The following is a 12638-nucleotide window of genomic DNA, read 5'->3' as shown; positions in this document are numbered from 1 at the left end:
CCCAATCGACCAAATGGAGGCCCAAATGGCTGACCAATACGATCTTCTCGTCATCGGCGCCGGCCCCGGCGGCTATGTTGCGGCCATTCGCGGCGCGCAGCTCGGCATGAAGGTGGGCATCATCGAGCGCGAGCATATGGCGGGCATCTGCTCCAACTGGGGCTGCATTCCGACCAAGGCGCTGCTGCGCTCGGCCGAAATTTTCGGCCATATGAGCCATGCCAAGGATTATGGCCTGACGGTCGAGAAGATCGGCGTCGACATCGACGGTGTGGTGAAGCGCTCGCGCGCCATCGCCGCCCAGATGAATAATGGCGTCCAGTTCCTGATGAAGAAGAACAAGGTCGACATCATCTGGGGCGAAGCGGTGATCACCAAGCCGGGTGAGGTCAAGGTTTCCCCGACCAAGAAGGCCATTGTGCAGCCGCAGGGGCCGGTGCCGAAGAACCCGCTGGGCGAGGGCACCTACAAGGCCAAGAACATCATCATCGCCACGGGCGCGCGGCCGCGCGTGCTGCCGGGCATCGAACCCGATGGCGACAAGATCTGGACCTATTTCGAGGCGATGAAGCCGGCTGAAATGCCCAAATCGCTGGTGGTGATGGGGTCGGGCGCCATTGGCGTCGAGTTTGCCTCGTTCTATCGCTCCATGGGCGCCGAGGTGACCATTATCGAATTGCTGCCGCAGATTATGCCGGTGGAAGACGCCGAAATCTCGGCGCTGGCCCGCAAGCGCCTTGAAAAGCGCGGCATCAAGATTTTGACCGACACCAAGGTGACCAAGGTCGAAAAGAGTAAGGCTGGGGTTACCGCTCACGTCGAACTCAAGGATGGCAGCAAGCAGCAGATTTCCGGCGACAAGCTGATTTCGGCCGTGGGCGTGATGTGCAATATCGAAGGTCTTGGGCTGGAGACGGTCGGGGTCAAGACCGAGCGCGGCGCCATTGTCATCGATGGCTATGGCCAGACCAATGTGGCCGGCATCTGGGCGATTGGCGACGTCGCCGGCCCGCCCATGCTAGCGCACAAGGCCGAGCATGAGGCCGTCATCACCGTCGAAAAGATCGCCGGGATGAAGGTGCATGGCCTCGACAAGACCAAGGTGCCGGGCTGCACCTATTGCGAGCCGCAGGTGGCCAGCGTCGGGCTGACCGAAGCCAAGGCGCGCGAAGCCGGGCGCGAGATCAAGGTCGGGCGCTTCCCGTTCGTCGGCAACGGCAAGGCGATTGCGCTGGGCGAGCCCGATGGGCTGGTCAAGACCATTTTCGACGCCAAGACCGGCGAACTGCTGGGCGCGCATATGGTGGGCGCGGAAGTGACCGAGCTGATCCAGGGCTTTGTCATCGCCATGAACCTCGAAACCACCGAGGAAGATCTGATGCACACCATTTTCCCGCATCCGACGCTGAGCGAGACGATGAAGGAAAGCGTGCTGGATGCTTATGGCCGCGCGCTGAATATGTGATGGTCGCCGTAGTCTCGATTTGACAGCTTTGGAGCAGACAAAATGAGCGTTGGAACCACGGAACTGCTGATCTTTCTCGGCATCGGGCTGGTCGCCGGATGGCTGGCCGGGTTGGTGCTGGGCGGCGGCGGCTTGCTGCGCAATCTGATTGTCGGCGTGATCGGCGCTTTTGTAGGTGGCTGGCTGCTGTCGGTGGCCGGGATTTCGCTGCCGATCGAGAATGCGCTGATCAGCCAGATCATCACCGCGACGATTGGTGCTGTCGTCGTCATTGCCGTGGCGCGGGTGATTGCGCGATAAGGGGCAGGGCACCTTGAAGACGGACGCGCGGAACGCAATATTCGGCGCAGAGTTCGCGAGGGCAAACACAAATGGCATTACCGGAACGGCAAAGCGCGGGCGGGGGCTTCACCATGGGTGGCAATAATAATCGCGCGATCCTGGTGTTTCTCGGCATCGGTATTGTGGCGGGCTTTCTCGCCAGCCTGATCGTTGGAGGCGGCGGGCTGATCACTTACCTCATCAGCGGGGTGATCGGTTCGTTCGTGGGGGGATATCTGTTCACGGCGCTGCGGATCGATCTCGGCATCCGCAACGATCTGGCCCGCCAGATCGTGACCTCGACGGTCGGCGCCATTATCGTCGTGCTGCTGGCACGGTTGATTGCTTAGAAGTCAGGACATCCCTTGGTCACTCTGATCGACACTTCCGCGCTCAAGCCCCGCCACCCGGAAAAGGCCAACCGGCCCGACAGCGTGGTGCTGCGCAAGCCGGACTGGATCCGCGTCAAGGCGCCAGGTTCGCCGATCTATAAGGAAACCCAGGCCATCGTGCGCGAGCATGGGCTGGTGACGGTGTGTGAAGAGGCTGGCTGCCCCAATATCGGCGAGTGCTGGTCCAAGAAGCACGCCACCATGATGATCATGGGCGAAATCTGCACCCGCGCCTGCGCCTTCTGCAATGTGCGCACCGGCATGCCGGGACCGCTTGATCCCCACGAGCCGGAGAACGTCGCCAAGGCGGTGGAAAAGCTCGGCCTGCAGCATGTCGTCATCACCTCGGTGGACCGCGATGACCTGGCCGATGGGGGCGCCCAGCATTTTGCCGATGTGATCCTGGCCATTCGGGCGCGCAATCCGCGCACCACCATCGAAATCCTGACGCCGGACTTTTTGCGCAAGGACGGGGCGCTGGAAATCGTCGTGGCGGCCAAGCCGGACGTGTTCAACCACAATCTGGAAACGGTGCCGTCGAAATATCTCAAGGTCCGTCCGGGCGCGCGCTATTTCCACTCGATCCGGTTGCTGCAGAAGGTCAAGGAACTCGATCCGACGATGTTCACCAAGTCGGGCATCATGGTCGGGCTGGGTGAAGAGCGGAACGAAGTGCTGCAGCTGATGGACGATCTGCGCTCGGCCGAGGTGGATTTCCTCACCATCGGCCAGTATCTGCAGCCGACGCGCAAGCACACGCCGCTGATCCGTTTCGTGACGCCGGATGAGTTCAAATCCTTCGCCACGGTGGCGACGGCCAAGGGCTTTGCGCTGGTGTCGTCCAGCCCGCTGACCCGCTCGTCGCATCACGCCGGCGAAGATTTTGCCCGCCTCAAGGCGGCGCGGATGGCCCGGCTGGGGCATTAGCCTGTGCCGGGTCACCAAGACAAGAATTTGAAATGAAGCGTTTTTTTGAGCGGCATGTGCCGCATCTGCCGCAGCGCATGTTCGAGATCGTCGCGGACCTCGGCGACTATCCGCGCTTCATTCCCAACTGCAAGGCGATGGAAATTCGCAAGGACCCGGCGGCCGGCGATGCCGACGTGCGGCTGGCCAAGATGACGCTGTTTTTCGGACCGATCACCCAGGCCTATACCAGCCGGGTGACGCTGGACGCCCAGGCACGCACCATCAGCGCCAAGGCGGTGGATGGGCCCTTCGCCTATCTCGATAGCGTCTGGAGCTTTGAGCCCGAAGGTATGGGCACGCGGGTGCGCTTCGAGATCGACTTCAAGATCTCCAATCCCTTCATCGCCGCCGTGGCCGAGCCGGCGTTTGCGGCCAAGCAGGAAGAGATCATGCGGGCGTTTGCCGATGAGGCGGATCGGCGCTACGGGGAATAAGGGGGCGCACGAAGCCTGCAGTCGACACCCTCCCCCTTGCGGGGAGGGATCAAGGGTGGGGGTGGTTTGGTCCAATCATCGGGGCTCTCGCACCCCCTCCTAGCCTCCCCCGTCAAGGGGGAGGCATCGTCCGGTGGGTGGGGATGGCGCAGTAGCCATCATCGGTACGCAGCTATTCCTTGTCGCTGGTCAGGACGTGCAGCACCAGTTCGAGGGCGGCGTTGACGCTGGCTTTGCGGACCAGGTCGCGGCCGAGGTCGCCGAAGCGGTGTTCGATGACGACGGTGGCCAGCTCCGATGAGACGGCGACATAGACCAGACCGATCGGCTTCTTTTCGCTGCCGCCATCGGGGCCGGCAATGCCGGTGACGGCGACGGCGAAATCGGCGCGCGCTGTGTTGCGGGCACCATCGGCCATGGCCCGGGCTACCTGATTGGACACCGCGCCATAGTCGCGGATCAGCCGGGCCTGCACGTGGATCATGCGTGACTTGGCGGTATTGGCGTAGGTGACGTAACCGCCATAGAGCGCCGCCGAAGCACCGGGAATGTCGGTGAGCGCGGCGGCGATCAGACCGCCGGTGCAGCTCTCGGCCGTAACGATGGTCTGGTTTTTCTCGGTCAGGATTTCGATGATCCGTTTGCCCGGATCAATTTGTGGTGCGGCTTTGGCTGCCATCAATCCCCCCTCGGCATTTCAATGCTGGCGCTGGCCATGGACACGATCCCTTCCTCCCGCCCGATAAACCCGAGCTTCTCATTTGTCGTCGCCTTGATGGCAACGCGTGACGTCGCAATCCCCAGCGTATCGGCAATGACCTGGCGCATCGCCGGCACGTGTTCGGTGATCCTCGGCGCTTCGGCAACAATTGTCACGTCCAGATTGACGATGCGGCCACCCGCCTTGGCCACCAAGGCACCGGCATGCTTGAGAAAAACCGTCGAGGCGGCGCCGCGCCACTGCTCGTCGGAGGGCGGGAAGTGGACACCGATATCGCCTTCGCCAATGGCGCCCAGGATGGCGTCAGTCAGCGCATGCAGCGCCACGTCGGCATCGGAATGGCCATTGAGCTTGGCCTTGTGCGGAATGCGGACACCCGCCAGCCAGACGGCATCACCGGGCTCGAACGAGTGGACGTCGTAGCCGGTGCCAACGCGGGTTTCCATGGTGTGATCTCCTGAAAGAATGCGCTCAGCCCGAGTGAAATCCTCGGGATGCGTGATTTTGATATTGTTGCGGTCGCCCATGACCATGGCGACACGGAGACCAGCCCATTCGGCGATCTCCGCATCGTCGGTGAAATCGCGGCGCAGGGTGGAGGCGCGCATATGCGCCGAGAAAATCTGGCCGAAGCGGAAGCCCTGCGGCGTTTGCGCGGCAAATAGCTGCCGGCGATCCTCGGTGGTCGCCACCAACTGCCCGTCGAGCGAGCGCTTGATGGTGTCGGTCACCGGCACGGTGGGCAAGGCGCCATCGAACTGGCCGAGGGCAGCAATGACGTCACCAATCAGCCTCGGGGAGCCGAAGGGGCGGGCGGCATCCTGAATCAGCACCAGATCGGGCCGGCTCGGGGCCAGCGCCTTGAGACCCTCGAGCACCGAGGCCTGACGCGACGCGCCGCCGAGCACCTGCGGCAGCAGGCGCGTATCAGCAAGGGTCAGCGCGGCATAGCGGTCGGCGTGGTCGGGGTGGATGACGGCGAGGACAGACGTGACGGCAGACAGTTCAAGAAAACTCTGCAGCGTACGGGCCAGCACCGGCACGCCGGCAATGGGCCGATACTGCTTGGAGTCCGACGAACCATCCGCGCTGGCGCGCTCGCCTTTTCCGGCGGCAACGACGATGACGGCAATGGACTTTTGACGCATGAAACTGGGCACTCGATACTGGCATTCGCCACCTCGATGTGGTCTAGCGCCCACCAAGGCATGCGGCAAGTGCAGGGCTGCCGAACCGTCGCAGGCCGCAGATAACATATTGCGCCGCCAGACGATTTGACTACTGTGCAGGCAGACCTTCCAAGATGACCATTTCCGAGGCAATTCGTGTCAAAGGGTGCCTGTAAGTTAAGCATCGGGAGCCATGTGGTTCGCAACAATGCTTTCCTCGCGCCCATGGCCGGAATCACCGACCGGCCGTTCCGCAAATTGGCCGAGCGCTTTGGCGCCGGCATGGTGGTGTCCGAAATGATCGCCAGCAATGCACTGGCCGTGGGCAACCACGAAATGGCCCGCAAGCTGGGCAAGCCCGGCACGCTGCCGCATATGGTGCAACTGGCCGGCTGCGAAGCCGAGTGGATGACCCGCGGCGCCAAGATTGCCCATGATGCGGGCGCCGACATCATCGACATCAATTTCGGCTGCCCGGCCAAGCGGGTCACCAGCGGCTATGCCGGCTCGGCGCTGATGCGGGTGCCTGACCATGCCATGACGCTGATCGATGCCGTGGTCAGCGCCACGCCACTGCCGGTGACGGTGAAAATGCGGCTGGGCTGGGACGACAAGAGCCTCAATGCGCCGGAGATGGCGCGGCGGGCCGTCGAGGCCGGGGTGCAGATGATCACCGTGCATGGCCGCACCCGGCAGCAATTCTATAAGGGCACGGCCCGCTGGGAGCTGGTGCGCCGGGTGGTTGAAGCGGTGGATGTTCCCGTGGTCGTCAATGGCGACATCATCGATCTGGCGACGGCGCGCGAGGCGCTGGAGCAATCCGGGGCGGCGGCGGTGATGCTGGGTCGGGGCGCGCAGGGGCGGCCCTGGGCGGTGGCGCAGATCGGGGCAGGGCTGCAGGACCAGACCGGACCCGAGGCGCCGCAGGGCGCGGCGCTGGTGGCGCTGGTCAGCGAGCATTATGAGGACATCCTGGTGGAATATGGCGTTGCCGTGGGTCTGCGGGCGGCACGCAAGCATCTGGGCTGGTATCTGGAAGCCGCCGGCATCGTGGTGGACAAGCCGGTACGCAACGAGCTGCTGAACAATGAAACGCCGGCGGAGGTGCTGCGCATGATTGGCGCCATTTTCGCCCCCGAGCAGGAAGCAGCGGCATGAGCGCGCTTGAGACCGTGACTGCCGCCGTCGAACCTATTCCCGCCATGGGCGTGCTGCAGGCGCTGCCGCAGCCGATCATGGTCTGCGACGAGACGCGGCAGGTGGTGTTCGTCAATTATGCCGCCGAGGGGTTTTTCGGCGCGTCGCTCAGCGTGCTGACGCGGCAGCGACTGGACGATTTGATCGCGTATGACTCGCCGATCATTGGGCTGGTGGAAACCGTGGCGGCACGGCGGGCGCCGATGACCGAATATCGGGTGCGCATCGGCTCGTCCCGTTTTGGCGAAGAGCGGGTGACCGACGTCTATGCCAGTCCGCTGTCGGACATTGACGGTCGCGTGGCGCTGCTGATCCAGGAGCGCACCATGGCTGACAAGATCGACCGACAGATGGTGTCGCGTGGCGCGGCGCGTTCGGTGACCGGGCTGGCGTCGATGCTGGCGCATGAAATCAAGAACCCGCTCTCAGGCATTCGCGGCGCGGCGCAGCTGTTGGAGCAGACCGTCACCAGCGAGGAAATCCCGCTGGCCCGGCTGATCCGCGAGGAAACCGACCGGATCGTTCATCTGATCGACCGGGTGGAAGTGTTTGGCGACGAGCGCCCGATGGAGCGCGAGCCGATCAATATTCACGTGGTGCTCGATCGGGTGAAGCTGCTGGCCCGCAATGGCGTGGCGCGCGGTATCGTCTTTTCCGAGGAATATGATCCGTCGCTGCCGCCGGTCTATGGCAATCGCGACCAGCTCATTCAGGTGTTCCTGAATTTGGTGAAGAACGCCTCGGAAGCCCTTGAACGGACACAGAAACCAGAGATCAGGTTCACCACGGCTTTCCGCCCCGGCATCCGCGTCAGCGTGATGGGCGCGGCGGAACGGGTCTCGCTGCCGCTCGAAATCGTCATCGAGGATAACGGCCCCGGCATCCCGGCGGACCTGCTGGCATTCCTGTTCGACCCGTTCGTTACCACCAAGGTCAACGGCTCCGGCCTGGGGCTGGCTTTGGTGGCCAAGATCGTTGGTGACCATGGCGGGGTCATCGACTGCGAAAGCCGGCCCGGCCGGACCCGATTCCGCATTTTGCTGCCGGTGGCGAGCGCGGCCTTCCAACTGCCTGATGAAGAAGAAAGGGCGACATGAGCCAGATTGTCCTGCTCGCCGATGATGACGCCGCGATCCGCATGGTGCTCAATCAGGCCCTGACCCGCGCCGGCTACGAGGTTCGCCCCACCGGCAACATGTCCACCATGTGGAACTGGGTCAGCCGGGGCGAGGGGGATGTGCTGATCACCGACGTCGCCATGCCCGACGGCAATGCCTTCGAGGTGATGCCCAAGATCAAGAAGCTCCGCCCCGACCTGCCGATGATCGTGATGAGCGCGCAGAACACTTTCATGACCGCTATCCGGGCGTCGGAGGTGGGGGCGTATGAATATCTGCCCAAGCCCTTCGACATCGCCGAGGTGTTGTCGGTGGTGGCGCGGGCGCTGGCCGATGCGCGCAAGCCGGCGGGTGAACGCCGGGTCGAGGAGCCGGGCGAAACCATGCCGCTGGTCGGCCGCTCGACCGCCATGCAGGATATTTACCGGGCACTGGCGCGGCTGATGCAGACCGACCTGACGGTGACCATCACCGGCGAGAGCGGCACCGGCAAGGAACTGGTGGCGCGGGCGCTGCATGACTTCGGCAAGCGCCGCAACGGACCGTTCGTGGCCATCAATATGGCGGCCATTCCCCGCGACCTGATCGAGGCTGAATTGTTCGGCCATGAGAAGGGGGCCTTTACCGGGGCCAATAGCCGCTCGTCGGGCCGCTTCGAGCAGGCCGAGGGCGGCACGCTGTTTCTTGATGAAATCGGCGATATGCCGATGGATGCCCAGACCCGCCTGCTGCGCGTGCTGCAAGAGGGCGAATACACCATGGTCGGCGGGCGCAATGCCATCAAGACCAATGTCCGCATCGTCGCCGCCACGCATCGCGATCTCAGCCAGATGATCCGGCAGGGGCTGTTCCGCGAAGATTTGTACTACCGCCTCAATGTGGTGCCGATCCGCCTGCCGCCGCTGCGCGAGCGGGTCGACGATGTCGGCGATCTGGCGGCGCATTTCCTCAAGACGGCGCAGCGTGATGGCGAGCCGGTCAAGACCATTTCGCCGGAAGCCATCCGGCTGATGCAGAACTACTCCTGGCCCGGCAATGTCCGCGAGCTGGAGAATCTGGTGCGGCGGCTGTCGGCGCTTTATGCCGACGAATCGATTTCGGCCGAGATCGTGCAGAACGAGCTGAACATCACCGAACGCCCACAGGCGGTCGCATTAGCTGGCCCGATGGATGTGGCCATGGCGGTGGAAACCCATGTCGGCCAGCTGCTGCGCGAATATGAGCCCAACCTGCCGCCGCCGGGGCTGTATCAGCGGGTCATCGACCGGGTGGAGGCGCCGCTGATCGCCATGGCGATCAATGCCTGCGGCGGTAACCAGATCAAGGCGGCCGAGCTGCTCGGGCTGAACCGCAATACGCTGCGCAAGAAGATCCGCATGCATAGCATCGAGATCGTGAAGCAGAGCCGGCGGGGCGGGTAATCTGGCCCCTCACAGCTTTGTTGAGATCGCATTTGGCCTGCGTCTGGGCCCTGCGAGCGTAGCTCTTCGGGCCTGATCGCCTGAAAACGCGCCACTGGCGCTGACTGTCATCACGTATGCGCGCGGTATTCGCAATTAAACAGCGGCTGAATCAATGAACCGCATCCTGTAAGCCCAATATATCCTACCTCGAATATGGGCATTCGTACGCCGCTCGATCACGAACCGCGCCTTGTCAGGTTTGCGCCCATTGCAGTCATCCAAGACCCTTCGACGACTTCCCGAAAGCTGCCGTTCCGAGAAGGTCTTACCGAAGGGCACTGCAATTTACCGGCGCAAATTCCGCGAACGAAACACCCCCCCGCGGCCAAAAATGGATGCGCGGTTGCAACCGACAATTTTAGGGAGTCGGCGGCCACGCAAGGCCATAACTGGCTTCCGCAAGTCCTTGGCTGAAGCTGTCGTGTTTGCCGGTTAGTGATGAACGGTCCAGCGCCACATAGAATAGCGCTTCGGCATACTCATGAGCTGCATTAGCGGCCGTCCAGTCGACGAACTCGCTGGCAGAGCTTGCGGAACGCAACCCGGGCATCGAGGGGGTATTCCGGCGGGTCGACGCCAACCGCTTCTTCGCCACAGTCTACCGGGACGGAAAGGACGTCGCCAAGGCCACCATCTACATGGGCGGTGACAGCTTTGGGCGGGGCATCAACTACGTCCAGGGCCACACGACCGCCGGCAACACGATCAACGAGTCCCTCAACGTGGATGCCGACGACCAGGCGATCTACCTCAAGACCATGGGCATGATGCACTACGGCGACCAGGGCGACAGGAAGCTGTCCCCGGAGGGCGGTGCGGAACTCTACTGGGAGAACCTCGTCAGTCCGCTCCAGGAGAGGTGGTAATCCATGCTGGCGCCAGAAGAGTTCACCGTTGGTACGTTCCATTCGGCGCCCTTGAGGAGCCTCATCCTTCCGCGCAGCAAGCATGAGGCGGCCGCGATAGTGGGGATTCTCGACGATGCTCCGACCGTTGTGTTCCTGAGTGACCAATTTCAGTTCAGCTACTTCCCGGCTGCGGGGGCCGAGAATTGGTCCGGGCTCATCGTTCCCAACGTGCGGATCGAGGTCGACGAAACGACGGCGTTCGATCCCGGCTACGGCAAGCCGCTGGGTGCGGTCATCAGGGTGGACACCTCGCTAAGTATTTACGCGAAGACAGAGCGCTCGTTCGGTCGTACGCGAGCGGTCCCTCTGATCGTGAACCTCCCTGCCGCCAACGAGGGTGGTGTCGGATTCACGAAGTGGCAGGTCGTGCTTGGGGCAGGGGTCGATAAGCAGATCCTCCTCGAGATCGCCGTCAACGCAGCATAGCAATGACCAACCGGATGCGGGAGGCATCGTCGAGATGCTGGTAAGCGCGACGGCCATCCAGGCGGAGATGGCCGCGTTGAGGGATGGTGACCCTTGGCAGCTGGAGTGCATGCGCCTCTGCACTGTTGCCATTGACCTATTCGCCGCCGCAGCCGCAGTGACGCTTACGCCGCGGCACGACGACGGCCAGGCCGAACGGGAGTTGGTCGCACAGCAGGTTCTCGGTATCCGGGTCCTCAACAGCATAGGCGCCGCCGACGAGTTGATCCTGCAGGGCTTCTTCCAACCTGCCGGCATCATGATCCGGGACATCGTGGAGTGCGCCTATCTGCTCGACTTGTTCAGCCGGGCCCCGGAGCATCTGCCGAAGTGGATAGCACTCGGCCAGGAAGCCGGCTTGAAGGAATACAAGCCGGGGCAAGTCCGGGACCTGCTGAACGCGATCGATGGCGTCGACCGGGGTGCCCGGCAGGCGCCCTACACGTTCTACTCTCGCTACGGCACACACCCGAACTCGGAAGCGGTCGGGCTTATAGCCCCGGAAGGCGCTGTCCATATCGGACCGTTCGTGGATGAGACGCGTCTAATAGGCCTCACCTACGACCTCACCCGGTTTGGGGTGTTGGCGGCAATGCACCTAAGCCGCTGGATGATTGTCGTGGACCTGGTCGACAACCAGGTATACCAGGCGCTGGGCGAAGCCTGTGTGGCCATCGAGATGGCCTTCATGGGCTTGAACGCGCACCTCAAGACGGTCCCACGGGACCGACTGCGGGAATGACGATAGAACGCGTCCGGTGAGTTTAAGCACCATCCTGCTTGGTCCCGACAGCGACGATTTTAGCCTGCCGTCGGGAAGGGGGCTGCAGCGCAATTCGGCGCCGGGAGGCGGAATGCGCGGATGAAGGTGAGCAGACTTGCCGAGCGCTGCTTTTCGAGCTGGGTGTGACGCCAAAACGGCATCCATAGATTGCTCCGAATTCGGTCAGGGCAATGACGAGTGTTGCGCTGTCGCCGTGCAAGTGGCACCCGAGGGCTGTTCTATTAGGGGTAATTTGGGGTCGATAGAATGCATTGGGTGACAATGCCTTTTAGACAAACGGCGCTAATTGCCTCTCGGGGTCATCATCCAGAACGTCATCGGTTCGACCAGGTTGCCGACTGAAGCGAGATAGGCGGCCAGGTTGAACCGGGTATGGCCTTCGATGAGGATGAAGGTCGAGGGTAGGGGGAAGCCGTTCTCAGGATGGAAGGGCAGCGAGTTCCCGCGGTTGTCCAGCACGACCGGATGCACAGGCCACTTGCCCGCTGCCACCATGAACTCGCAGAGCCGGAGCTCTTTCCGATGCATGAGGGCGAGCTCCTCTCCCTTGAGGATCGACCTCTCTCTCGTGTTGCTGAAGTCGTCCCAGCTCGATACCACCTGTCCCCATTCCCGGCCATTCCAGGAGACTTCGCTGTAGGTATAGTCGCTCGACCTCAAGGAGCCGAACGGTGATCCGCCCCAGTGCTCGTGTATCCAATGCTCGACGATATCTTCAGGAACAGCACCGAAGGTCGCCTTGCCGACCCGGTCCCACCAATCGAGAAAGGCCTCGCTCTGCCAGCCGCCGCTATCGCGCAATGGCGCCACATGATCGGGGTAACTGTCCATTTCATATCCCTTCGGTCACTGCACTACATACTTAAAGGTGGCGCAGAGTCCCCGCTTTTGATGTCGAAAAGCGCTGTCTTTGAGTCAAACATAGCGACCTCGAGCATCGGGTCGCCCCCAAGCGCAGTTGTTTCCGAGAATGCTAACGGTATCCCCGCAAAGGGTTGCCGTTCATCGGTGCCGGCTCTCGTAGCCGCCGCAGAAGCTCTTCTTCAGGCATGCCCAACTGGTGGCCCGGCCTTCAGCGTAGTACTGGTTGTTGCGATCCATGGCAGCGGTTCGCTACCCTGTTGGTAGCCGACCTCGGCGGCATATCGCTCGCCGAAAGCCGAGCACGCTGCGATGCCGATGGCTATTGCCAGCGTTGTCGCAAGTTTCACCAATCCCATGATAATCGCCTA

Annotated in this window: 14 protein-coding genes; 11 read left to right on the top strand and 3 right to left on the bottom strand. The window is 62.6% G+C overall.

The genetic code is table 11. The features are described 5' to 3' along the window. Positions 1-25: 25 nt before the first annotated feature. The 5 genes from lpdA (at position 26) to ACX3OW_RS17805 (ending at position 3581) form a co-directional block, all read left to right on the top strand. Positions 26-1465 carry a dihydrolipoyl dehydrogenase gene (lpdA, locus tag ACX3OW_RS17825; protein WP_459097142.1) on the top strand — a complete coding sequence of 480 codons (1440 nt, stop codon included), beginning with the start codon at positions 26-28 and terminating at the stop codon, positions 1463-1465. Between the two features lie 42 nt (positions 1466-1507). Further along, positions 1508-1765: a GlsB/YeaQ/YmgE family stress response membrane protein gene (locus tag ACX3OW_RS17820; protein WP_459097141.1), complete on the top strand. Its 258-nt coding sequence runs from the start codon at positions 1508-1510 to the stop codon at positions 1763-1765. 113 nt (positions 1766-1878) lie between these two features. Beyond that, on the top strand, positions 1879-2136 hold the full coding sequence (locus tag ACX3OW_RS17815; RefSeq protein WP_459097211.1) for a GlsB/YeaQ/YmgE family stress response membrane protein: 258 nt from the start codon (positions 1879-1881) through the stop codon (positions 2134-2136). A gap of 15 nt (positions 2137-2151) precedes the next feature. Beyond that, positions 2152-3105: a lipoyl synthase gene (gene lipA / locus ACX3OW_RS17810; protein WP_459097140.1), complete on the top strand. Its 954-nt coding sequence runs from the start codon at positions 2152-2154 to the stop codon at positions 3103-3105. Positions 3106-3137: 32 nt separating this feature from the next. Continuing rightward, entirely contained in the window at positions 3138-3581 is a 444-nt protein-coding gene (locus ACX3OW_RS17805; RefSeq protein WP_459097139.1) for a type II toxin-antitoxin system RatA family toxin, read from the top strand. Between the two features lie 172 nt (positions 3582-3753). Here ACX3OW_RS17805 and ACX3OW_RS17800 read toward each other — a convergent pair whose 3' ends face one another. Both ACX3OW_RS17800 and ACX3OW_RS17795 read right to left on the bottom strand, forming a co-directional pair. Further along, the gene (locus ACX3OW_RS17800) at positions 3754-4260 is read right to left on the bottom strand and encodes a CinA family protein (protein WP_459097138.1); all 507 of its coding nucleotides are present in this window, start codon (positions 4258-4260) and stop codon (positions 3754-3756) included. Next, on the bottom strand, positions 4260-5450 hold the full coding sequence (locus ACX3OW_RS17795; RefSeq protein WP_459097137.1) for a bifunctional 2-C-methyl-D-erythritol 4-phosphate cytidylyltransferase/2-C-methyl-D-erythritol 2,4-cyclodiphosphate synthase: 1191 nt from the start codon (positions 5448-5450) through the stop codon (positions 4260-4262). The genes ACX3OW_RS17800 and ACX3OW_RS17795 overlap by 1 nt, the downstream gene beginning before the upstream one ends. A 216-nt stretch (positions 5451-5666) precedes the next feature. Between ACX3OW_RS17795 and dusB the strand changes: the two genes are divergently transcribed. The 6 genes from dusB (at position 5667) to ACX3OW_RS17765 (ending at position 11364) form a co-directional block, all read left to right on the top strand. Continuing rightward, on the top strand, positions 5667-6629 hold the full coding sequence (gene dusB, locus ACX3OW_RS17790) for a tRNA dihydrouridine synthase DusB (RefSeq protein WP_459097136.1): 963 nt from the start codon (positions 5667-5669) through the stop codon (positions 6627-6629). Then, positions 6626-7765 (top strand): two-component system sensor histidine kinase NtrB, encoded by a 1140-nt coding sequence (locus tag ACX3OW_RS17785; protein WP_459097135.1) that lies wholly within the window; start codon positions 6626-6628, stop codon positions 7763-7765. Before dusB ends, ACX3OW_RS17785 begins: the two co-directional genes overlap by 4 nt. Beyond that, the gene (gene ntrC / locus ACX3OW_RS17780) at positions 7762-9207 is read left to right on the top strand and encodes a nitrogen regulation protein NR(I) (protein WP_459097134.1); all 1446 of its coding nucleotides are present in this window, start codon (positions 7762-7764) and stop codon (positions 9205-9207) included. Before ACX3OW_RS17785 ends, ntrC begins: the two co-directional genes overlap by 4 nt. 680 nt (positions 9208-9887) lie before the next feature. Beyond that, positions 9888-10115 carry a hypothetical protein gene (locus ACX3OW_RS17775; RefSeq protein WP_459097133.1) on the top strand — a complete coding sequence of 76 codons (228 nt, stop codon included), beginning with the start codon at positions 9888-9890 and terminating at the stop codon, positions 10113-10115. 3 nt (positions 10116-10118) lie between these two features. Beyond that, positions 10119-10583 carry a hypothetical protein gene (locus ACX3OW_RS17770; protein WP_459097132.1) on the top strand — a complete coding sequence of 155 codons (465 nt, stop codon included), beginning with the start codon at positions 10119-10121 and terminating at the stop codon, positions 10581-10583. 34 nt (positions 10584-10617) lie between these two features. Further along, entirely contained in the window at positions 10618-11364 is a 747-nt protein-coding gene (locus ACX3OW_RS17765) for a hypothetical protein (protein WP_459097131.1), read from the top strand. A gap of 324 nt (positions 11365-11688) precedes the next feature. On the opposite strand, the gene ACX3OW_RS17760 is transcribed toward ACX3OW_RS17765, so the two are convergent. Further along, on the bottom strand, positions 11689-12237 hold the full coding sequence (locus ACX3OW_RS17760; RefSeq protein WP_459097130.1) for a hypothetical protein: 549 nt from the start codon (positions 12235-12237) through the stop codon (positions 11689-11691). Positions 12238-12638: the final 401 nt, after the last annotated feature.

The sequence above is a fragment of the Devosia sp. A449 genome (genome assembly GCF_054489375.1).
The sequence above is the reverse complement of the archived record's forward strand: the minus strand, read 5'-3'. Positions and strand labels throughout refer to the sequence as shown.

Coding starts and splice junctions, on each gene's coding strand:
- ACX3OW_RS17770 (WP_459097132.1), top strand. CDS start 10,119: ATGCTGGCGCCAGAAGAGTTCACCGTTGGTACGTTCCATTCGGCGCCC.
- ACX3OW_RS17820 (WP_459097141.1), top strand. CDS start 1,508: ATGAGCGTTGGAACCACGGAACTGCTGATCTTTCTCGGCATCGGGCTG.
- ACX3OW_RS17815 (WP_459097211.1), top strand. CDS start 1,879: ATGGGTGGCAATAATAATCGCGCGATCCTGGTGTTTCTCGGCATCGGT.
- ACX3OW_RS17775 (WP_459097133.1), top strand. CDS start 9,888: ATGGGCGGTGACAGCTTTGGGCGGGGCATCAACTACGTCCAGGGCCAC.
- lpdA (WP_459097142.1), top strand. CDS start 26: ATGGCTGACCAATACGATCTTCTCGTCATCGGCGCCGGCCCCGGCGGC.
- ntrC (WP_459097134.1), top strand. CDS start 7,762: ATGAGCCAGATTGTCCTGCTCGCCGATGATGACGCCGCGATCCGCATG.
- ACX3OW_RS17800 (WP_459097138.1), bottom strand. CDS start 4,260: ATGGCAGCCAAAGCCGCACCACAAATTGATCCGGGCAAACGGATCATC.
- ACX3OW_RS17805 (WP_459097139.1), top strand. CDS start 3,138: ATGAAGCGTTTTTTTGAGCGGCATGTGCCGCATCTGCCGCAGCGCATG.
- ACX3OW_RS17765 (WP_459097131.1), top strand. CDS start 10,618: ATGCTGGTAAGCGCGACGGCCATCCAGGCGGAGATGGCCGCGTTGAGG.
- ACX3OW_RS17795 (WP_459097137.1), bottom strand. CDS start 5,450: ATGCGTCAAAAGTCCATTGCCGTCATCGTCGTTGCCGCCGGAAAAGGC.
- ACX3OW_RS17760 (WP_459097130.1), bottom strand. CDS start 12,237: ATGGACAGTTACCCCGATCATGTGGCGCCATTGCGCGATAGCGGCGGC.
- ACX3OW_RS17785 (WP_459097135.1), top strand. CDS start 6,626: ATGAGCGCGCTTGAGACCGTGACTGCCGCCGTCGAACCTATTCCCGCC.